Genomic DNA, 20,059 nt, shown 5'->3' with positions numbered 1-20,059 from the left:
CGCCCATGGGCGCCATCAAGAGCTGCGTCTATCGAGCGCGCACCGCCCTGATGATGCTTGTTCCCTGAGCCGTCACGTCTTCGGCATCCCAATTTTACAGCGGCCCGGGAGGGACTCGAACCCCCGACCTTCGCTTTAGGAAAGCGCTGCTCTATCCTGCTGAGCTACCGGGCCTGCTGCAGGGCCTTCTAGTGGGTTTTTGGGGGGAAGGGAAACCCCCAGCGCCCTGCCCTCAGACTTCCATCCAGTCGACCATGCCAAGCTTGGCCATCCAGGCCAGAAGCATGAGGATTCCCCGCCTTTGCGGGGTGGGAAACAGCAGGAGCAGGTCCTTGGCGGTGCACGATCCCGTGGCCTGAAGATGGGCGATGATGGTCCGGGCTTCGGCGACCGGCGCCCGCCATTTCTGGAACATGCCGTCGAGCTCCGTAGCAGCGGCCCGGTCTACTTCGGCTCCAGTCACGCCAGCGCGCAGTGTCAGCAGGCTGTCCACGGTCAGGGCGTGCGTCGCAAAGTGGGCGAAGTCGGCATAGGGGTCGCCGCGCACGGGGTTGAGCCGTGTCCGTGGCGGGGGAGATGCCGGCGCCGCGGCGCGAACCTCGGCAAGTTCATCAAACAGCCGGTTCAGTTCGCCCACCACCACCGGCCAGTTGAAGGTGCTGGCGACTCTTGCCTGTCCCGCCGCGCCCATGGTGCGGCGCAAGTCGGGACTGGAAGCCAGGTCGGAAATGGCACGGGCAGCCCGGCCCACATGCACGGCGGTGTGCGCAGCCACGGCGCCGACATAGCCCTGATAGGTCTCCTGCCCGACGCCATGTCGCGCCGCAAGCAATTCGCCAAGGGGACCAGGCGGGGCGCCGAGGGTGGGAATGAGGAAACCTTCCTGTCCGTCCCGCACGGTGAACCGATAGCCGTCCCAATCGCTGACCACCACGGGAAGTCCGGCCGCCATGGCCTCCACGGGCGTAATGCCGAAGGTCTCCTGGATATTGTCCACCAGGGAGATGAAGACGTCCGCGGCGGCCCACAGGTCGGCCACCAGGTCCGGACGGTTGCCGTCCACAAAGGTCACCGAGACGCTGGGACAATAGGCCCGGGCGGCCTGGACATAACGCTGGTGGTCCTGCTCGCCATTGGGGAACCAGCCCGCCAGGGCGAAGTGCAGCTTCTGGCCGCACAGGGCAGCCGCCTCTTCCACCGCCCGGAACATGGGCTGGGGGAAGGCCTTTTCGAAGAAGGACAGGCGCCCGACCCAGATGACCAGGACCTCATCCTCGGGGACCTTCAGGTCGGCGCGGAGCCGGGCGCGAGCGGCCCCGTCCTGCGAAATCGCGGCGAAACGTCCGCCATCCACCCCCAGGGGGATGACCGGCAACCGGGGCCGGGGCGACCGGACAGCGCCGAGCCGTTCGGAGAAGTGCTCGGCAAGGCCATCGAACATGGTCGTCATGGCCGATTGAACCGAAGGCGATGTGCAGATCAGGGCGTCCCAGTCCTGGACCGGCGCCAGGGCCGCTGACGTCATTTCCTGGCGCAGGGCCGGCGGCGCCAGGGTGTGGATCATCCCCACAAGGCTGAAGGCCCTGTCGCCAACGGTCCGTCTGCGGTTCCAGGCCAGCTCGGCCAGATCAGCCTGCCCCCGCAAAAGGGTGCCCCCCGCCGCAGCGCCATCTGTGGCCAGCAGGCCGCCGCCGGCCAGACGCAGGGTGGGCTGGCCCTGAGGAAACAGGTCGGCGGACAGGACCTCTCCGCTCAGCCCCTCGGCCGAGAGGATGTCCAGCTGCTCATAGCCGCCATGTCGGGCCAGGGCCTGGAAGAGCTGGAGATTGGCCACATCCTTTCCAAACGGGTTCTGCTTGAGACCCAGTCGCCCGGCGGGATGGAAAATGGCTAGTCGTTTGGTCAAGGATCGCCTCGAGAGCAGGACTTCCGGCAGGATGGACGGTCAGTCCTTAGCGGCGATCAGCGGCGGCGTCGATGGATCGGCTTCGCAAGCTGCAGACCGTAGGCTAGTCTTGTCCCGGGGGCGCATTCGGGCGTCAGGGGGGAACCAGCCGATGGGCGTCTTCAAGCTTTTGCGTGTGCTCTATGTTCAGGTGCTGATCGGCATTGTTCTGGGCATTGCAGTCGGCGCCATCTGGCCAAAACTGGGTGTGGATCTGAAACCCCTGGGCGACGCCTTTGTCGCCCTGATCAAGATGGCCATTGCACCGGTCATCTTCTGCACCATCGCCGGCGGCGTCGCCAAGATGGGAGACATCAAGTCCTTCGGACGCCTGGGCGCCAAGACCCTGCTCTACTTTGAAATCGTCTCGACCCTGGCCCTTGCGGTCGGCCTCGTGGTGGGTCGGATCGTCAAGCCCGGAGCGGGTTTCAATATCGACCCTGCCAGCCTGGATCCCACTGTGGCGGCTGGCTATCTGGAAAAGGCCAAGCACGGCGGCACCCTTGTTGAATACCTGCTGGACCTGATCCCCAAGACCTTCTTCGCGCCCTTTGCGGAGGGTTCGCTGCTGCAGGTCCTGGTCATCGCCATCATCACCGGGTTTGCGATCACCCGCATGGGGACAGCCGGAGAGAAGGCGGCCAAGGGGCTGGATGATCTGTCCCACGTCTTTTTCAGCATTATCGGCGTGGTGGTGAAGCTGGCGCCCATCGGGGCCTTCGGGGCCATGGGTTTCACCATCGGCAAGTACGGCCTGGCCGCCCTGATCAAGCTGGGCGCCCTGGTGGCGACCTTCTACGCCACCTCGCTGATTTTCGTGATCGTTGTGCTTGGCGCCGTCGCCGCCCTGGCCGGCTTCTCGATCTTCAAATTCCTGGCCTATATCCGCGAAGAGCTGCTGATCGTCCTTGGCACCAGTTCATCAGAGTCGGTCCTGCCGCAGATGATCCGGAAGATGCAGACCCTGGGGGTCGGCAAGTCCACGGCTGGTCTGGTGATCCCCACGGGCTACAGCTTCAACCTGGATGGCACCAATATCTACATGACCCTGGCCACCCTGTTTCTGGCCCAGGCGACCAACACCCCCCTGACTCTCACCCAGGAGCTGACCATTCTGGGGGTGGCTATGCTGACCTCCAAGGGGGCCAGCGGCGTCACCGGCGCGGGCTTCATCACCCTGGCGGCGACCCTTGCGGTCATTCCCGACATTCCGATCGCATCCCTCGCCCTCCTGGTAGGCGTCGACCGGTTCATGAGCGAATGCCGCGCCCTGACCAATCTGGTGGGCAACGGCGTCGCCACCCTCGTCGTCGCCCGCTGGGAAGGGGACCTGGACAGGGATGTCCTGAAGGCGGAGCTGGAAAATGGTCCAGCCGCCGCCCAGGGATAGAGAGGTCTAAGCCGCTGCGCTCGGGCGGGCCTTTACCCGCTCGAACCAGGCCTTGATGTTGGACGCCTCGTCCGGAATCGGCTGGCCGACCACGGCCCCGAATCCGAGGAAGCCGAACAGCAGGATGTCGGCCAGGGTGAAGCGGCCTGGAACCACGAAATCGCGACCGGCGATCTGAGCGTCCAGCCAGAGAATGCGATCCCGGGCAATGGCCTTCAGCTCGGCTGCGCCCTCGGCCCCGACCAGCTTCATTCTCGGCTCGAACATGGGGCGGCCCTCCGCCGCCCGGAAGCCATTGGCCAGGGGCTCATTGATGTTCAGGTCAATACGGCGGACCCACATGCGGGTCTCAGCGCGCTCTTCCGCCGTCGTGCCGATCAGGGCCGGGGTCGGGTGCTTTTCTTCAAGGTACTCGCAGATCACGGTGATCTCGGAGACGACAGCGCCGTCGTCCAGTTCCAGGGCCGGGGTCTGACCGGCCACATTGACCTTGTCATAGGGTGGCTTGCGGTTCTCGCCGGCGCGGATGTCGATATCGACCTTCGGAATATCAAGGCCCTTTTCGGCCATGAACATACGGACGACGTGCGGATTGGGGCCAACGGAATTGTAGAGCTTCATGGTGTTTCTTCCCGGGTTTGGAGGTTTGCCCGGATTAGTCGGCCATGGGCGACCAAGGTCAAGCGCGACCCAGCGTCAACCCGGCCTTTCCCATGTCGCGCCATGCCCTAGCCGCAGGTGGCGGCCTTGTCCTTGATCTCCGGATTGTCCCGGGTCAGACCCTTGAGGATCTGGCACCGCTGATCCTCTGACTTCAGGGTCTTGTCCGCTAACAGGTCATCGGCGATCCGGGCTGGGGTTTCGTGGTCGGTGATCATCCGGGATCCACCGGCCTTCGGGCTGTCGAACACCATCAGGTTCGGAGCGTCTCTCGACGGCGTCCAGGTCTTCCACTCCGGCAGCTTGCCATCGACGCCCTTGCCAGGCGCCCCGGTCGCCGCGAAGTTCACCCAATAGCTCATCATGGTGTCCGAAAGCGCGATGCGGCCCGGGGCATTGTCCTTGTTGAAGGCCAGGGAGTCGAAGGCGCCCAGCAGCTTGAAATGGCCGAAGACAAAGGGGATCTCGATGCTGTGGCCAGCGCCCAGCAATTGTCCCAGGTCCGTCACCAGGACCTTGCCCTCTTCCTTCCAGTCGAACCGGTAGGCCCAGACCGGACCGTGGCCGCCCGCCGCCATGCGGTTTGCTGGCCCGTCGACGGCGTTGGCCCGCCACATGCGGCTGGGATAGAAGGAGGCCGCTTCATAGAAGGCCGGATCGCGAGCCACGGGCAGCTTGCCCGCCACATACTTCACGAACTTCGGGTTCAGGGCGTTGAACAGCTTCATTTCGTCGCGGTTGGTGCCAGTGATGACCGGCACGGCATTGAACTGTGATGGCGCGTCGAGGACCGAGTCCAGACCAGCGGCAGGAACCACAATCCCGTCTGCAATGATGCGGAAGGGATCCAGATCGCGGGTTTCGGCCTTGTAGGCGTCATAGATGGCGCTGACAGGCGCAGAACGCAGGGCCGCAGCGGTGACCGGCTGGCCGGAACCGACAATCTTGGCGGCGATAGTGGTTCCGGAAACCGGGCTTGACCCGGTCTTGCCCTCCGCCAGGTCGAGGGGTTCTGACTTGAAGCTGCCAGACTGGATCACCGCCCGGTGGAAAAGGCCCTTGGCCCGGGGGCTGGTCAGCAGGGTCGCGACATTCTGTCCGCCGGCGCTTTCGCCGAAAATTGTCACCCGGCTGGTGTCGCCGCCAAAGGCTGCGCCGTTCTGCTGGATCCATTCCAGGGCGCGGATCTGGTCGAGGGTTCCGAAATTGGCCGAGGCGTCTTCGGCAAGGGTCCCGCCTTCACGCAAGGCCGGGTGGGCGAACCAGCCCAGGGCGCCCAGCCGATACTGGACCACCACGACGACGACCTTGAAGCGCGCCGCCAGGGCAGAACCGTCGTACTGCTCGGCCCGGCCCCAGGTGTTGGAGCCGCCATGGATCCACATCATGATCGGCAACTTCGCCGAGGCCGCCGCCTCGGTGGTCATTGGGGGCGCGTAGACGTCCAGATAGAGGCAATCCTCCTGGCCGGCGATCTGGCCGAATTTGGCCCGGTCGACCCCATCCATGGCGCTGAGCTGCTGGGGGCACCATGGGGCGGCCTTGGTGGAGATCCGGGGTGCTGACCAGGCCTCAGCTGGGCGTGGCGCCCGCCACCGCAGATCCCCCACAGGCGGCCTTGCGAAGGGAATGGCGCGCCAGGCCTGGGCGCCCGTTGCGGCGTCCACATATCCGACAACCGGCCCGTCATGCAGGGCTCGGGCCGTTGCGGGGTCAGCCGGGATCTCTACTGCCTGCCCGTTGGCCGCAAAGGCGGAAGACAGGGTCAGACCGACAATGAGTGAGACAAGACGCTTCATGAGAACCTCGGGGGAGAGTTGCCTCAACCGATAGGGGCTTTGATGATCCAGGCCAATGGCGGATCGGCCTAGAAGCGGCCGCGAAGCCCCAGATAGACACCACGGCCGGGCGCCCCATACCCGCGCGTGGGCTCGTACCTCCGGTCCATCAGGTTTTCGACCCGTCCATAGGCCTCCAGCCCGGCCTTGAGCGGCCAGGACATCCGCAGGTCCGTGAGGACATGCGACTTCAGCCGATAGGTATTGGCTGCGTCCTCGAAGCTCTCGCCCACATAGCGCACCCCCAGGCCCACACTGAGTCCGGAAGTCCGGCTGTAGTCGGCATTGAGATTGGCCTGATGCTGGGGACGGCGGGCGAGGAGCTTGCCATGATTGGCCGAGCCTGCCGCCTGATTGGTCGCCCGGAGATGGGTGTAGTTTGCGCTTAGGGTCAGGGCTTCCATCCGGGCTTCCGCTGTAACCTCGACGCCCTGGGCCCGGGTGCGGGCGATGTTGTCATAATAGCCGAAGCGGCTGACCCCGTTTGGCCGGCAGACAGTACTGGTCGCCCCGAAAGCGCAGGAGACAAAATCGATCTGGTCGCGGGTCTGCCGCTGGAAGGCGGTCGCTGCGACGGTCAGCGCCAGGGGCTCAAACCTGTGCTCCAGGCCCAGATCGCCGCTGTCAGCAGCTTCAGGCCTCAGGGTCGATGTCCCGTACTCACTGAAGAGCTGGTAGAGGGTCGGCGCCTTGAAGCCCTGGGACAGGCTGGCCCGCAGGATGGTCGCGCCATCAGGCAGCCGCCAGGCGGCGGCGACCTGGCCAAGGGTATGATTGCCAAAGGCGTCGTGGCGGTCGTGGCGCAGTCCGCCCGTCAGGGTCAGGCCCGGCGCCGCATCGCCAATGGCCTGGGCATAGAAACTGGTGAGACCGGTCCGGGCTATGGCCGGTGTCGGTTGGGGATCAAAGGTGCTGGGCGCCGCCGTCCAGGACCGGGAGGCCTCACGCTCGGCCCCGAAGGTCGCCTGCCAGGCAGACGCGAGTTCCAGAACACCCTGATACTCCCAACGGCGGGTGTCACCCCGGGTCTGGTAGGTCAGTTGGGTAAGCGTCTGGGTCGGGTCGAAACTGTCCGTGTCCGTGGATGTCTGCGACAGGGCCAGCCGGTTCTTCAGACGGCCGAAGGGAAAGCTGACGCCGCCATAGCCCAGACGGGACTCAGTGACCCCATACTCCGGGTCATCAGCAAAGGTGTAGTTGGGCGGCGGAAAGCCGTCGATCCGGACCCGCCCGCGGGACCAGAGGCCGCGCAGATCTATCCGGACATCGCCGGGCAGGTCGTAGGCGACCTTGGCGGAGAGGCCCTGATGGCGATAGCCGTCTGCTTCCTTTCCGCCCCGATAGGCGGAGACGCCGGTATTGGCGAAGCTTTCCCCGGACAGGCCCCAGGTCAGACCCCGGGCGACGCCGCCCAGGCTGAGCCGGCCATCGGCCTGACCATAGGATCCGCCCTCGAGACTGACGACGCCCTCCAGTGGCCGGGTCGGCCCTGTGGTGATGATATTGACGACGCCGCCAATGGCCTGGCTGCCCCACAGGGTCGAGGGCGAGCCGCGCAGGACTTCGATGGAGGAAACGGGGCCTGCCAGCAGGTTCGCAAAGTTGTAGGCGCCGCCGGCTGAGGCAGGATCGTTCAGCTTGATCCCGTCCACCAGGACGACAGTCTGGTCCGTCTCGGCGCCGCGGATGCGCACGGAGGTCACGCCCCCAATGCCGCCGTTCCGGCTGACGCTGACTCCGGGCAGGGTTGCGAGAAGGTCCGAGATCACCACGGCCTGGCGGGCCTTGAGGGTCTCGGAGGTGACCACCGAGACCTGCTGGCCCAGTCGGTCCACCGCCTGGGGCGTACGGGCGCCGACCACGACGATTTCGGCGAGGGGCGTTTCAGCCTGGGCTGCAATTGGGATGGACAGCGAGAGAGCTGTAGCGGCGAACAGAATGGTCTTCATGGGTCAGTCCCGGTCAAGCGATGGCGAACCCACGCTTGCGCGGGGGCTCAAGGAAGCATCGCCGCTCGGGAAACCCCGTTCGCCCGGCGCACCCCGGCCGGTCGAAGGACGATTGCGCCGGGCAGGTCTCCTGGCTTGCGGGTCAACACCCTTTGCACGTCGCCTTCCCAGAGCCGGACCGGTGGGGTCCCTTTCCAGTGGCGTATGACGTGCGGGCTCGCCGCTTACAGTTGCGGGGGCAGTCCGGGATTTTCACCCGAGTTCCCTTTTCATCCCCGTCTCCGGGGAACCTGACGCAAATGGGAAGTTAGGCCTGCAGCGCCCGCGGGTCAAACAGGGCGGGGCGCCCAACGAAAAAGGCCGCCCTTTCGGACGGCCTCTGCGAATTCGGAGCTTTCGCTCAAACTTATGCGGCGGCGGTCTCGGCCAGCTTGGCCTTCAACTGACGCTTGATCTTCAAGGCGCGGGGCGACAGCACTTCGTCATCAGCCTTGACCAGGAAGGGGTCCAGACCACCGCGGAAATCCAGGGTGCGCAGGGCCGCATTGGTGATGCGCAGCTTGAAGCTCTGACCGAGGGCCTCGGACTGCAGGTTGACCGGGGCCAGGTTCGGCAGGAACCGGCGCTTGGTCTTTACATTGGAGTGGCTCACATTGTGGCCGACCATGGGGCCGACCCCGGTGAGTTCGCAGCGACGCGACATAGCAGTCATCCAGGCAAAATAATTGGGTTCGAACGGGCAAGCCCGCGCGGAAGAGCGGCGATATAGGGCAAGGCTGACCGCCGCGTCAAGGCAGGGCGGGTGATCCGGACTGAGAGTCTGCGGAATCTGTTCCCCTGTCCCCCCTGCGACGTTCCGGCCCAATTGTGGTTAACGGCCGTTAGGCTACCATATCTCGTAGGGAACATATGCCGAATGGGTGGAAGTCACTGATTCGGTCCTGATTCGTTTCGCCCCTGTTCCAGGAATTAACCATAGCCGTTTACGAAGCGGCCGCCACCCTGCCGAAATCGACATAAGATATTGATTTAATTATTTATCTGTCGATGCCGCAGCAGAAGCTGTAACTGGCGGGCATTGTGTATCCAGAACCACCGGAACCCGGCGCCCGTCAATCACAAGGTCGCTCCAGACCCTCTTCGGCGGCTCAAGCTTGAAGTCCCCGGCCCTGAGCGCCTCGTCATCCTTGTTTCCGCAGTTGGCTGGTACATATCCGACGCGCACCCATTGGTCGCCTTGCAGGGCATACAGGTTGTTGGTTGAAGGCGCCTGGATGAGGATCTCTGCTCCTTCCTGAGAATCGAAGTCCCGAATAATGGCCGCGCAGGGCTGGTCACCCTTGCAGTCCCGAAGGGGATCATCGGCGTTTGACCAGACCTGGGATGTAAATGATCCAGGTAGGGCCTCAGCGCCGATGACCTTCACCGCCCTCGCCTGCTCGGCCGCCGTAGCCGGAACATGGTCCCAGGGGTTCTCTGCCTTCCGGGCATTCCTGGCGCGCTCGGCCATCTCGGCGGCCCTGGGCCCGAAGGGATGATCCACCAGCTGATCCAGGGCTTTCCGGCCATGTAGTCCGGAGGCATGTCGCAGGAAGTTGTAGTCAAAGTCCTGCACCGAGACCTTGCCCGTCCGCAGTCGGTGCATCTGGTCATTCACGGAGAGCCGGGCCGGGTCCGCCAAGGGAGAAAAGATCGCCAGCAGCAGGGCCAGGGCCACATGGGCTGCGAGGACGTTGGTTCCCTCCAGATGCTTCATCCAGGGATGGGTCCGCACCGCCGCCCAGCCATAGCCATGGGCATAGACGGCCCCGAGCAGGACAGCCGCCAGCCCTTCAAGCCGGTCAGGGGTAAAGCCGTGCTGGCGGATGCGCAGGACCAGTCCGAAGGCGGCGATCGCCAGCAGCGGCGTCAGGACAAAAGCCGCGATCCGGGCCGACAGCTTCAACGCCAGGGGTGGAAAGCCGTCCTGCTCGCCCTCCTGATAGGCGGCGTTGATCAGGACGATCAGGGCGGCCGCAGCGCCCAGCAGGATTCCCGCCGCTGATTTGGTCTTCCAGAGCGGCTCCAGCCCCGTAAACGGCAGGGCTGCCAGGAAGCCCACAGCCAGAACCGTCATCAGGGGCAAGAGCCAGGACAGCAGGGTCAGGGCCAGGGTGCGCGCCCCGCGGACCAGTCCTGCCCTCGCGTCCGTCACATGAACGGCAAGGGCGAAGAAGGTCGAGGTTGCGGGAAAGGCGAAGACTGGCCTGGTGATGATGTCCTGCAGCGCCTTGACGCCAATCAGGTTGAAGAGCGCCGCGCCGAGGAAGAGCACCAGCCAGAGGGCGCCGACAAAGGCGGCCGCCAGGGCCAGCCGTACGGCGTCCTTCCAGGCGATATCGAAATAGAGGCTGTAGGGCGCCCGCCAGCGCCCGGCTGCGCTGGCTCCAAGGATCAGCCCGTGGGCGATGAACAGTCCGACAGCCAGGAAGAAGCCGAAGGCAAAGGACGGCGGGGTCGGCAGATTTGCATCGCCCGAAACCTTCGCCTGATAGGCGGACAGCCCGACCACAATGACCGTCGACGCCAGGGCCCAGAGGGTCAGACCCCGCCTCTGCATGGCGCCGAAAGCCCCCAGAAGGACCACCGGGACAAAGACCCAGGTTGTGATCAGAACAGCGAAGAGCTCGTGGGAGGTCTTTCCGGCGCCCTTACCCCAAAGGTCGATCAGATAGAGTGCGACGCCGGCCACAAGTCCTGTGGCGAGGCGGGCAGGCGCGAGGCGGCGATGATCAGGCTGGCTGTCGATCCGGGTCATGGCGACCTCCCTTTGGTTTGAAGGTGCCACGGTTGCTCGCTACCGCCAATCACGCCTTGAAACCTCCGCCCAAGTCTGCACTAATAACTGACCAGTCAGTTATTAGTGAGTCCCATGCTGCCTCCTGGCCCTCCGAAATTCCGCCGACGCAAGGCTGATCGGCCCGACGAAATCGTCGCGGCGGCCCTGGAGGTCTTTGTGGAAAAGGGCTTCGCCGCCGCCCGGCTGGACGACATCGCCGCCCGGGCAGGGGTGTCCAAGGGCGCCATCTATCTCTATTTCGCCACCAAGCAGGACATCTTCCGGGCCGTGGTCGAAACGGCTGTAGCTCCGAACATCAAGCTCATGCGGGACCTGGCGCAGGTTCCAACCCCCTTTGCGGACCGGGTGCGCCAGTTTGCGGCAATCACGGCGCCCCTCGCGGCGCACTCTCCCATCGGCGGCATTGTGAAAATGATCCTGGCCGAGGCCCGGAATTTTCCGGAGCTGGCCAGTATCTGGCATGAGCGGACCATTGAACCGGTCCTGACCCTGCTCTGCGACATCATTGAACAGGCCCAGGCCAGGGGCGAGGTCCGCCCCGGTGACCCGCGCCTGTTCGCCATGGGCATGGTGGCGCCGACCCTGGTGGGGGTCATGTGGCGCGAGACCTTTGTCCCCATCGGCGCCCAGCCCTTCGACATCACCGCCCTGGCCCGGCAGCACGCCGAAACCGTGCTGCGCGGCATGACCCCGGATCCAAAGCCATGAAGCACCGGCTCCTTCCCGTTGCCCTTGTGGGCGTCGCCCTTGCACTGATCGCGGCCCTCGTCTTCCTGCCAAGGCAGCAGGGACAGACCTTGCTGTCAGGTTATGTGGAGGGCGATGCTCTTTACCTGGCCTCCCCCGTTTCCGGCGCCCTGACGGACCTGCAGGTGGAGAAGGGCGCAAGGGTCGCGGCGGGGCAGAGGCTGTTCAGCTTGGATCCCAGCCAGCCTGCCGCCGCCCGGGATCAGGCTCAGGCCGAGGTCTCCGCCGCTACCGCCCAGGCGCAGGATGCAAGGAGAGGATTGCGCCCTGTGGAACTGGCCATCTATGACGCCAATGTCGCCGCGGCTGAAGCGCGCCTGCGGGAGGCCGACGCGGTCCTCAATCGTATCCGGCCCCTGGCTGCGAAAGGTATCTTCGCCCCGGCGCGTCTGGACGATGCAAAGGCCAGTCGCGATGCGGCGCTCGCCCAGTTGACCGCAGCGAGACGCCAGAGGGACGCACTGACCCTGGGCGCGCGGGAAGGCCAGGTCACGGCCGCCGACAGCCGGGTCACCCAGGCCCGGGCGGGCGCCGCCGCCGCGTCGGCCCGTCTTTCTGACACTGCGCCAACGGCCCCTGCCGCCGGCCTGGTGGAAGATGTCTTCTTCCAGAAGGGCGAATGGGTCATCGCCAACCAGCCGGTTATGGCCCTGCTGCCGGAAGACAGGATCAAGGTCCGGTTCTTTGTTCCGGAGACGCAGATTGCGCTCTACTCACCGGGCAAGAATGTCGCCTTCTCGTGCGACGGCTGCGCAAAAGGCCTCACGGCCAGGATCGACTTAATCAGCCCCAGGCCCGAGTTCACCCCACCGGTGATCTACAGCCGCGAGACCCGTGACCGGCTGGTCTATCTGGTTGAAGCCCGCCCCTCGGTGCGACTGAACCCCGGCCAGCCCGTGGATGTCACGCCCCTGGTCGCCGCCCGATGAGCGAGCCCCTGGTCATCGATGTCCAAGGCCTGAACAAGAGCTATGGCGGCCGCAAGGTGGTGGATGATGTCTCCATCCAGCTGGGCCAGGGACAGATCTGCGGCTTTCTGGGTCCCAATGGCTCGGGCAAGACCACGACCCTGCGCATGCTGTGCGGCCTTCTGACCCCGGACTCAGGATCCGGAACCTGCCTTGGCCAGGACATCATCCGGCAAGCCGGCGCCATCAAGCGGGCGACGGGCTACATGACCCAGAAGTTTTCCCTCTACGAGGACCTGACCCTTGAGGAAAACCTGATGTTCGCCGCCCGGGTTCATGAGCTGGACCACCGGCAGGACCGGGTTGATCGCGCCCTCGAAAACCTGGGCCTCACCGCCCGGCGGCGGCAGTTGGCGGGAACCCTCTCTGGCGGCTGGAAACAGAGGCTGGCCCTGGCCAGCGCCACCCTGCATGAACCGAAGCTCCTGCTGCTGGACGAGCCCACCGCCGGGGTGGACCCCAAGGCCCGCCGCACCTTCTGGGACGAGATCCACGCCCTGGCCCGGGCAGGCCTGACGGTTCTGGTCTCAACCCACTATATGGACGAAGCCGAGCGATGCCACGAGATCGCCTATATCAGCTATGGCCAGCTGATCGCCCGGGGTACGGCGGACGAACTGATCGACCGTTCAGGACTCATCACCTTCAACCTTGAGGGTGGTGATATTGACCAGGTGGCCGATCATCTTCGCACTCAGTCCGGCGTCGAAATGGCCGCCCCCTTCGGCGCCAGCCTGCATGTTTCCGGGACTGACCGGGCAGCCCTCACCGCCGCACTCACGACAGTCGCCGCGCCCGGGGTGAAGATCTCGGAGGTCCGGCCCAGCCTGGAGGACATCTTCATCCAGCTGATGGACGGCTCACGGGACAATTTCCAATGAGCGGCTTTTCCCTCACCCGGGTCCTGGCGGTCCTGATCAAGGAGTTCAAGCAACTCACCCGGGACCGGGTGACCTATGCCATGATCCTGATGCTGCCCGTGGTCCAGCTCCTGCTGTTTGGCTATGCGATCAACGCCGAGCCCCGACACCTTCCGACGGCGGTGCTGATCCAGGAGGACTCGACCTTCGCCCGGTCCATCCTCTCGGCCCTCCAGAACAGCGCCTTCTTCCGCCTTACCGCCCAGGCCCGGACCCCGGGGGAACTGGACGGCATGCTGCAGAGGGGCGAGGTGCAGTTCGCCATCACCATTCCGGCCGACTTCTCACGCCGGGTGGTCCGCGGCGACAGGGCTCAGATCCTGGTGGAGGCCGACGCCGCCGATCCCTCCGCAACCGGAAGCGCAGTCGCCGCCCTCTCGGCGCTGCCCACCGAAGCCCTGTCCCACGATCTGAAGGGCGCCCTGCAGGGCAGGATGGGCAAGGCTGGTCCCTTCGAAGTGGTGGTTCACCGGCGCTACAATCCCGAAGCCGTCACCGCCTACAATATCGTGCCCGGCCTGCTGGGGGTGATCCTGTCCATGACCCTGGTGATGATGACCGCCCTATCCATGACCCGGGAGACCGAGCGGGGCACCATGGAAAGCCTGCTGGCGACGCCCCTGGAACCGATCGAGGTGATGATCGGAAAACTGGCCCCATATGTCCTGGTGGGGGTGATCCAGACCCTGGTCATACTGACCCTGGCCAAGGTCCTGTTCCATGTTCCCATGATGGGCGGTTGGGGCGGCCTGATCGCCGGAACAAGCCTGTTCATCATCGGGTCCCTCGCCCTGGGGTTCCTGATTTCGACAGCGGCTCAGTCCCAGCTGCAGGCCATGCAGATGAGCTTTTTCTACATACTGCCGTCCATCCTGCTGTCGGGCTTCATGTTCCCTTTTCGCGGCATGCCGGTCTGGGCCCAGGCCATAGGAGAGGTCATTCCGGTCACCCATTTCCTGAGGATTGTCCGTGGCGCCCTGCTCAAAGGCCAGAACCTGGGCGACATGTGGCGTGAACTTGCGGCCCTCGGCGCCTTCCTGTGTGTTGTGACCGCCCTGGCCATGGCGCGATATCGGCGGACCCTGGACTAGCCAGATTACAGCGATTTCACGTGGGGCGGGGTGTCACTGGTCCGCCTGGCGGTGCATTGTCTGCGGCTGAACCTCGACCTCACAGAGTCCACCAGATGCACAGCCGCCGCGACCTTCTTCTTTCCGCCGCCGCCCTTGGCGCCATGACCGCCTTGCCCAGGATCGCCGAGGCGGCGACCCCGACCGGTGAAGCGGCGAAAATGTACGCCCTGTTCGACGACTTCATGGACAGCACCCTGCGGGATGCGCCGACCCTGACCTCGAGCCTTGGCCTCGACAAGGGAACCCTGGCCTGGACCAAGTCCGAACTGGGCGACCTGTCCCTGACCGCCATTTCTGAGGGAAAGAAGAAGACGGCCCGCAGGCTCGCCCAGCTGCGCACTATTGATCGCGCCAAGATCTCGGGCGTTGACGCCATCACCTATGACACGGTCGCCTTCACCCTTGAGGTCGATGACGAGGGCAATCGCCGCTTCAACTATGGCGGCGGCGGATCGGGCGCGCCCTATATCCTGACCCAGCTGACCGGGGCCTATCAGTCGGTTCCCGACTTCATGGACAACCAGCATTCCATAGAGACCAAGGCCGATGCGGACGCCTATCTGTCGCGGATGGAAGGTTTCGCCGTCCTGCTGGATCAGGAAGCCGAAGTCGTTCGACACGATGCTGGCCTGGGGGTGATTGCGCCCGATTTCGCGATCGACAAGGCCCTGGTCCAGTACCGGGCCATGCTGGGAACCGCTCCGTCTGAAACCACCCTGGTCAACAGCCTGGTCCGGCGGACAAAGGAGAAATCCATTTCCGGCGATTGGGCCAAGCAGGCCCTGGGCCTTTACGCCGACCGGGTTCAGCCGGCCCTGCAGCGTCAGGTGGAGCTTCTGACCGCCCAGAGGTCAAAGGCGGTTCACGACGCCGGCTGTTGGCGCCTGCCGGACGGCGAGGCCTATTACGAGACCTCCCTCAAGCAGTACACCACGGCGAAGATCAGTCCGGACGAGGTCCACAAGCTGGGCCTCGATCTGGTGGCCAGCCTGAGCGCCGAAGCCGACGTCCTGATGAAGAAGATCGGCTACACCAAGGGCACGGTGGGCGAACGCTATCGCGTTCTCGGGACCGACCCGAAAATGCTTTATCCCAACACCGAGGCGGGCAAGGCCGAGTTGCTGACCCACCTGAACAGTCTGAACAAGATCGTCACCGCAAAGCTTCCCGCCTATTTCGGCCAACTGCCCAAGGCGCCCATGGAAATCCGCCGGGTGCCTCAATCCATCGAGGCCGGCGCCCCCGGCGGCTATTACGACGCCCCGCCCCTGGATGGCAGCCGCCCCGGCATTTACTGGATCAACCTTCGGGATACGGCTGAAAACCCCAAATGGGGCCTGCCCACCCTGACCTATCACGAAGGCATTCCTGGCCATCACCTGCAGCTGGCCCTGAAGAACGAGGCCGAGGCCCTGCCCCTGATCCGCAAGATCCAGGGCTTTTCCGGTTACAGCGAGGGCTGGGCCCTCTATGCCGAGGCCCTGGCGGTCGAGATGGGCATGTATGACAAGGACCCGGTGGGTCATATCGGCATGCTGCACGACGCCATCTTCCGGGCCGTGCGGTTGGTGGTGGACAGCGGCATGCACGCCAAGCGCTGGAGCCGCGAGCAGGCGCTGAAGTACTATGTCGACCATATTGGCGACCCCGAGCCGGCGGCCATCACCGAGATCGAGCGCTACTCTGTCTGGCCAGGCCAGGCCTCCAGCTACATGGTCGGCAAGATCACCTGGCTCCGCGGCCGTGAGCGGGCGAAGAAGGCCCTGGGCGGCAGGTTCGACATCCGCAGGTTCCACGATGCTGGTCTGCTGGCCGGCGGCGTTCCCCTGACCGTGCTGGACAATGTCATCGACGACTATATCGCCGCCGCAAAACGTCGCTGATCAGGAAATAAAAGGGGCTATCGGCGGCGCAGAGCTTGCCCGCCGGTGATTCCCGTCCCAACTTCGGACCATGAGCCACCGCCCCACCGGCGCGGCGCCGGCCCGTCTTGTGGCGGTCCTGGGCCCGACCAATACCGGCAAGACCCATCTGGCCGTTGAGCGGATGCTGGGCCACGCCTCCGGCATGATCGGCCTGCCCCTGCGGCTGCTGGCCCGGGAAATCTATGACCGGGTGGTCAAGGCGCGGGGCGCCAGCCGGGTGGCCCTGATCACTGGCGAGGAAAAGATCGTCCCGCCCCGGGCCGTCTATTTCATCTGCACGGTCGAGGCCATGCCGCTCAGCCGCGAGGTTGAATTCCTGGCGGTAGACGAGATCCAGCTCTGCGCGGACCCCGAGCGGGGCCATGTCTTCACCCACCGCCTGCTCCACGCCAGGGGCAAGTACGAGACCATGCTGATGGGCGCCGGGACCATGGCGCCCCTGATCCGGCGCCTGCTGCCCAAGGCCGAAATCCAGACCCGCGAGCGCTTTTCCGCCCTGACCTATGCAGGATCCAAGAAGCTGACCCGCCTGCCGCGCCGCAGCGCCATCGTCGCCTTCTCGGCGGACCAGGTCTACGCCATAGCCGAACTGATCCGCCGTCAGAGGGGTGGGGCCGCCGTGGTCATGGGCTCGCTCAGCCCTCGCACCCGCAATGCCCAGGTCGCCCTCTACCAGTCCGGGGAAGTGGACTTTCTGGTCGCCACCGACGCCATCGGCATGGGCCTGAACATGGACGTCGACCATGTGGCCTTTGCCGGCCTGAGAAAGTTCGACGGCCGTCGGACACGGTTCCTGTTCCCGCAGGAGGTCGGCCAGATCGCCGGCCGGGCCGGGCGATACCGTACTGACGGAACCTTCGGCGTCACGGGCGAATGCGAAGAGATGGACGTCGACCTGGTCGAGGCCGTCCAGGAGCATCAGTTCGAGCCGGTCGTCGCAGCTGAATGGCGCAATGCCGAACTGGACTTCACCTCTCTGCCAAACCTCATGAAGTCCCTCGCCAGGGGGCCGCACAGGGAGGGACTGACCCTGTCTGCCGAAGCCCTGGACGAGATCACCCTCAAGCGAATGGCGGGCGAAGCCGATGTGATCGAGCGCTGTCGGGACCGGACCGCCCTGGCCCGGCTTTGGGACGTCTGCCAGATGCCCGACTTCCGCAAGACCAGCGCGGAAGAGCACCAGAGACTGGCCAAGGAATTCTTCTTCTGGCTGTCCAGCCATGGGCGTCGCATTCCGGCCAACTGGATGTCAGATCAGCTGAAGCATCTGGACCGGACCGACGGCGAGATCGACACACTGTCGGCCCGCCTGGCCAGTGTCCGCACCCTGGCCTATGTGGCCAACCGGCCAGACTGGCTGGCCGACGCCGCCGGCTGGCAGGGCCAGACCCGGGTGGTGGAGGACAAGCTCTCCGACACCCTGCACGAGAAGCTGATGGCGCGGTTCGTCGACCGCAGGACCAGCGCCCTCATGCATGGACTGCGGGTCCGCGAGGAGATCCTGGCAGGGGTCGGAACCGACGGCGCCGTCACCGTCGAAGGGCAGTTTGTCGGCCGCCTGAAGGGTGTGCAGTTCGAAGCAGAGCATGGCGAAACCCTGCTGGCCGAAAAGGCGCTGCGGGCCGCTGCTGTCGCCGCCGTTGGCCCCGAGATCAACAAGCGCCTGGGACAGCTGGCGGCAGACCCTGATTCCGCCTTCAAGCTGGGACGGGACGGGGCGATCCTGTGGCGGGGCGAGATTGCCGGCGTCATTGCCGGCGGGTCGCCGTTTGCGCCAAGGGTGCGCCTGCTTGGAGACCTGGGGCATCCTGCCCCTCGCGAGCGGGCCCAGCGACGAATGGAAGCCTACCTTGCTGCTGAGGCCGGCCGCCGGCTGGCCCCCCTGCGCAAGCTTGAGAACGCCCTGTCCTCAGGTCAGATCAAGGGCATGGCGCGGGGTCTGGCCTATCGGCTGATCGAGGCCGGCGGAGTCATGGACAGATCCAGCGTCCAGGCCGAGGCCAAGGCCTTAAGCCCGATCGAACGGCGGGCCCTGAAAGGCCTCGGGGTTAGGCTGACCGCGTTCTCTATCTGCCTTCCCGGCATTCTGAAGCCCGAAGCCAGGCATCTGGCCCAGGGCTTTGTGGACCGCAGCTGGCGACCGCCTGCAGACCGGTTGACCCCCCTTCCCCCGGGCGGCGCAGAGCCCAAGGTGCTGTCGGCCTCCGGCCTCAGGTCAGTGGGCCGCCTGGCGGTTCCGGTGGCTGATCTGGACCGTCTGGACGACCTGATCCGGGCCGCCCCGAGACAGGGTCAGGGCTCAGTCGTCGGGCCTGAAATCATCACCCAACTGGGATGGAGCGAGGGCGAAATGCGCGAGGTCCTGCGCGGCCTCAATTTCGCGCCCACAGCAAGGCCAAAGCCCGGCGAACCGACCGCCTGGCGACGTCGCACAGCGTCAAAGGCCATTGAGCCTGCAGCGGTCCGGCCCGCCTCTCCATTCGCCGCCCTGGAAGCCCTGCGGGAAACCCCGCCTGCCGCCCGCCGTCCCCGACGCCGGCGCAGGACCAAGGCGGTCAAGGCATGACGGAGGCGTCGGTCAGGGCCGATGTCTGGTTGTGGCGTGCGCGGTTCTTCAAGACGCGATCCCTGGCCGCCAAATTCCTCGATGAAGGCAAGGTCAGACTGACCCGTTCAGGCCAGGAAAGCCGGATCGACAAGTGCGCCCGACCGGTCAAGCCGGGGGACAGTCTGGTCTTCGCCAACGGCGGAAGGATCGTGGCCATTCGTGTCGAAGGCGTTGGGGACCGACGGGGCCCTCCGGAGGAGGCGCGGGGCCTCTACTCCCAGATTGACTAGCCTGGTCTGAAGCGGACCTCGCTCACGGACCTGTCGGCGGCGAGCCTGACCAGGACATCGGCCCGATCCGGCGCCTCCTTCAGCAGGGCGCGGGTCACCCGTTCATAGTGGGCGACGAACCGGCGGACGCCGGCTTCATCCATCAGGCCGTCAGTAGCAGCGCCCGCTTCCAGCCGGCGGGCGCGGAGCTTTTCCTCCTGCTCCAGACGCCACCCGGCCACCACGCCAAAATCGGGGGCCCGCAGAAAGACCAGGAGATCCAGTTTCGAGAACAGGTCGGCGTACGCTTCTTTAAGCTGCTCATTCACATAGGTGCGCCAGCGGCCATCGGGGTCTTCGTCCCGCTCGAGGGCATTGATCGGGATCGCAAGGTCCGCGTCAGGCTGGGGACGCGCACCGATACACCATCCTTCAAACAGCAGGACGTCCACGGGCCCGGTCAGGCGGGGCCATGCTGATTGCGGAACGGGATCGTCGGTGGCCTTGTCAAAGCGCGGCAGCGGCGTCACGCCGGGCATGAGCAGGGCTTCAAGAACCTGAATTCCCAGGGCGACATCGTGGGTGCCCGGGACACCCCGTGTCGCCAGGAGAGGATGCGTCAGCCGGGCAAGCTCCTGGCGGTGCGCCCGGGAGAGGTAGAGATCATCCAGGGACAGGACGGACACCGTCAGGCCCTTGTCCTGCAGCATCCGGGCAAGGGCGGAGGTCAGGGTCGACTTGCCGCTGCCCTGGGCGCCGCACAGACCGACCCGACGGAGGGTTCTTTGCGATGCCGCAATCTGTTCGGCCAGGGGCTTAACAACAGTGTGGAGGACATCCGAGAAGGATGTCGGCAGGCCTTCGCTGGACAGGAAGTCTGCGAACCAGTTGAGGTCTTCCGGGTTTTCCACGGACCTAGGACAAGGCG

15 protein-coding genes, 1 tRNA gene and 1 riboswitch are annotated in these 20,059 nt (G+C 65.3%); of the genes, 8 read left to right on the top strand and 8 right to left on the bottom strand.

Translation table 11 applies throughout. The annotated features are described in order from the left end of the window. Positions 1-100 precede the first annotated feature (100 nt). Both CFE28_04045 and CFE28_04040 read right to left on the bottom strand, forming a co-directional pair. Positions 101-174, bottom strand: a tRNA-Arg gene (locus CFE28_04045). A 58-nt stretch (positions 175-232) separates the two neighbouring features. Next, entirely contained in the window at positions 233-1,906 is a 1,674-nt protein-coding gene (locus tag CFE28_04040) for a glycosyl transferase family 1 (protein ID OYU69245.1), read from the bottom strand. Between the two features lie 151 nt (positions 1,907-2,057). Here CFE28_04040 and CFE28_04035 point away from each other — a divergent pair, with 151 nt between their 5' ends. Beyond that, entirely contained in the window at positions 2,058-3,335 is a 1,278-nt protein-coding gene (locus CFE28_04035; protein ID OYU69244.1) for a dicarboxylate/amino acid:cation symporter, read from the top strand. 6 nt (positions 3,336-3,341) lie between these two features. Here the strand turns inward: CFE28_04035 and CFE28_04030 are convergent, their stop codons facing one another. The 5 genes from CFE28_04030 to CFE28_04010 form a co-directional block, all read right to left on the bottom strand. After that, positions 3,342-3,956, bottom strand: a complete 615-nt coding sequence (locus CFE28_04030) for a glutathione S-transferase (GenBank protein OYU69243.1) — start codon at positions 3,954-3,956, stop codon at positions 3,342-3,344. Between the two features lie 107 nt (positions 3,957-4,063). Further along, positions 4,064-5,794 carry a carboxylesterase gene (locus CFE28_04025; protein OYU69242.1) on the bottom strand — a complete coding sequence of 577 codons (1,731 nt, stop codon included), beginning with the start codon at positions 5,792-5,794 and terminating at the stop codon, positions 4,064-4,066. A 68-nt stretch (positions 5,795-5,862) separates the two neighbouring features. After that, positions 5,863-7,782, bottom strand: a complete 1,920-nt coding sequence (locus tag CFE28_04020) for a TonB-dependent receptor (GenBank protein OYU69241.1) — start codon at positions 7,780-7,782, stop codon at positions 5,863-5,865. A 102-nt stretch (positions 7,783-7,884) separates the two neighbouring features. Continuing rightward, positions 7,885-8,091: riboswitch (cobalamin riboswitch) on the bottom strand. A 97-nt stretch (positions 8,092-8,188) separates the two neighbouring features. Next, the gene (locus CFE28_04015) at positions 8,189-8,485 is read right to left on the bottom strand and encodes a 50S ribosomal protein L28 (GenBank protein ID OYU69240.1); all 297 of its coding nucleotides are present in this window, start codon (positions 8,483-8,485) and stop codon (positions 8,189-8,191) included. A 330-nt stretch (positions 8,486-8,815) separates the two neighbouring features. Continuing rightward, a complete protein-coding gene (locus CFE28_04010; protein ID OYU69239.1) occupies positions 8,816-10,579 on the bottom strand; it encodes a DUF4153 domain-containing protein in 1,764 nt (587 codons plus the stop codon). Between the two features lie 114 nt (positions 10,580-10,693). On the opposite strand from CFE28_04010, the gene CFE28_04005 reads away from it, so the two are divergent. From CFE28_04005 to CFE28_03975, 7 genes are all read left to right on the top strand, one after another. Beyond that, positions 10,694-11,329 (top strand): TetR family transcriptional regulator, encoded by a 636-nt coding sequence (locus tag CFE28_04005; GenBank protein ID OYU69238.1) that lies wholly within the window; start codon positions 10,694-10,696, stop codon positions 11,327-11,329. Then, on the top strand, positions 11,326-12,297 hold the full coding sequence (locus CFE28_04000; GenBank protein OYU69237.1) for a secretion protein HlyD: 972 nt from the start codon (positions 11,326-11,328) through the stop codon (positions 12,295-12,297). Before CFE28_04005 ends, CFE28_04000 begins: the two co-directional genes overlap by 4 nt. Beyond that, a complete protein-coding gene (locus CFE28_03995) occupies positions 12,294-13,217 on the top strand; it encodes a multidrug ABC transporter ATP-binding protein (protein ID OYU69236.1) in 924 nt (307 codons plus the stop codon). The genes CFE28_04000 and CFE28_03995 overlap by 4 nt, the downstream gene beginning before the upstream one ends. Beyond that, on the top strand, positions 13,214-14,347 hold the full coding sequence (locus tag CFE28_03990; protein OYU69235.1) for a mannose-1-phosphate guanyltransferase: 1,134 nt from the start codon (positions 13,214-13,216) through the stop codon (positions 14,345-14,347). Before CFE28_03995 ends, CFE28_03990 begins: the two co-directional genes overlap by 4 nt. 95 nt (positions 14,348-14,442) lie before the next feature. Continuing rightward, a complete protein-coding gene (locus CFE28_03985) occupies positions 14,443-16,272 on the top strand; it encodes a DUF885 domain-containing protein (GenBank protein ID OYU69234.1) in 1,830 nt (609 codons plus the stop codon). 70 nt (positions 16,273-16,342) lie between these two features. Further along, on the top strand, positions 16,343-18,880 hold the full coding sequence (locus tag CFE28_03980; GenBank protein ID OYU69233.1) for a phosphonate-binding protein: 2,538 nt from the start codon (positions 16,343-16,345) through the stop codon (positions 18,878-18,880). Next, entirely contained in the window at positions 18,877-19,152 is a 276-nt protein-coding gene (locus CFE28_03975; protein ID OYU69232.1) for an RNA-binding protein, read from the top strand. Before CFE28_03980 ends, CFE28_03975 begins: the two co-directional genes overlap by 4 nt. Here the strand turns inward: CFE28_03975 and CFE28_03970 are convergent. Then, complete coding sequence (locus CFE28_03970) at positions 19,149-20,042, bottom strand: kinase (protein OYU69231.1); 894 nt, start codon at positions 20,040-20,042, stop codon at positions 19,149-19,151. The genes CFE28_03975 and CFE28_03970 overlap by 4 nt on opposite strands. Positions 20,043-20,059: the final 17 nt, after the last annotated feature.

It is taken from the genome of Alphaproteobacteria bacterium PA2 (genome assembly GCA_002256425.1).
Lineage (GTDB): Bacteria > Pseudomonadota > Alphaproteobacteria > Caulobacterales > Caulobacteraceae > Phenylobacterium.
The sequence above is the reverse complement of the archived record's forward strand: the minus strand, read 5'-3'. Positions and strand labels throughout refer to the sequence as shown.

Excerpts from the sequence above, each read along its gene's own strand:
- CFE28_04035 (OYU69244.1), top strand. The coding sequence starts at position 2,058 with ATGGGCGTCTTCAAGCTTTTGCGTGTGCTCTATGTTCAGGTGCTGATC.
- CFE28_04030 (OYU69243.1), bottom strand. The coding sequence starts at position 3,956 with ATGAAGCTCTACAATTCCGTTGGCCCCAATCCGCACGTCGTCCGTATG.
- CFE28_04025 (OYU69242.1), bottom strand. The coding sequence starts at position 5,794 with ATGAAGCGTCTTGTCTCACTCATTGTCGGTCTGACCCTGTCTTCCGCC.
- CFE28_04020 (OYU69241.1), bottom strand. The coding sequence starts at position 7,782 with ATGAAGACCATTCTGTTCGCCGCTACAGCTCTCTCGCTGTCCATCCCA.
- CFE28_04015 (OYU69240.1), bottom strand. The coding sequence starts at position 8,485 with ATGTCGCGTCGCTGCGAACTCACCGGGGTCGGCCCCATGGTCGGCCAC.
- CFE28_04010 (OYU69239.1), bottom strand. The coding sequence starts at position 10,579 with ATGACCCGGATCGACAGCCAGCCTGATCATCGCCGCCTCGCGCCTGCC.
- CFE28_04005 (OYU69238.1), top strand. The coding sequence starts at position 10,694 with ATGCTGCCTCCTGGCCCTCCGAAATTCCGCCGACGCAAGGCTGATCGG.
- CFE28_04000 (OYU69237.1), top strand. The coding sequence starts at position 11,326 with ATGAAGCACCGGCTCCTTCCCGTTGCCCTTGTGGGCGTCGCCCTTGCA.
- CFE28_03995 (OYU69236.1), top strand. The coding sequence starts at position 12,294 with ATGAGCGAGCCCCTGGTCATCGATGTCCAAGGCCTGAACAAGAGCTAT.
- CFE28_03990 (OYU69235.1), top strand. The coding sequence starts at position 13,214 with ATGAGCGGCTTTTCCCTCACCCGGGTCCTGGCGGTCCTGATCAAGGAG.
- CFE28_03985 (OYU69234.1), top strand. The coding sequence starts at position 14,443 with ATGCACAGCCGCCGCGACCTTCTTCTTTCCGCCGCCGCCCTTGGCGCC.
- CFE28_03980 (OYU69233.1), top strand. The coding sequence starts at position 16,343 with ATGAGCCACCGCCCCACCGGCGCGGCGCCGGCCCGTCTTGTGGCGGTC.
- CFE28_03975 (OYU69232.1), top strand. The coding sequence starts at position 18,877 with ATGACGGAGGCGTCGGTCAGGGCCGATGTCTGGTTGTGGCGTGCGCGG.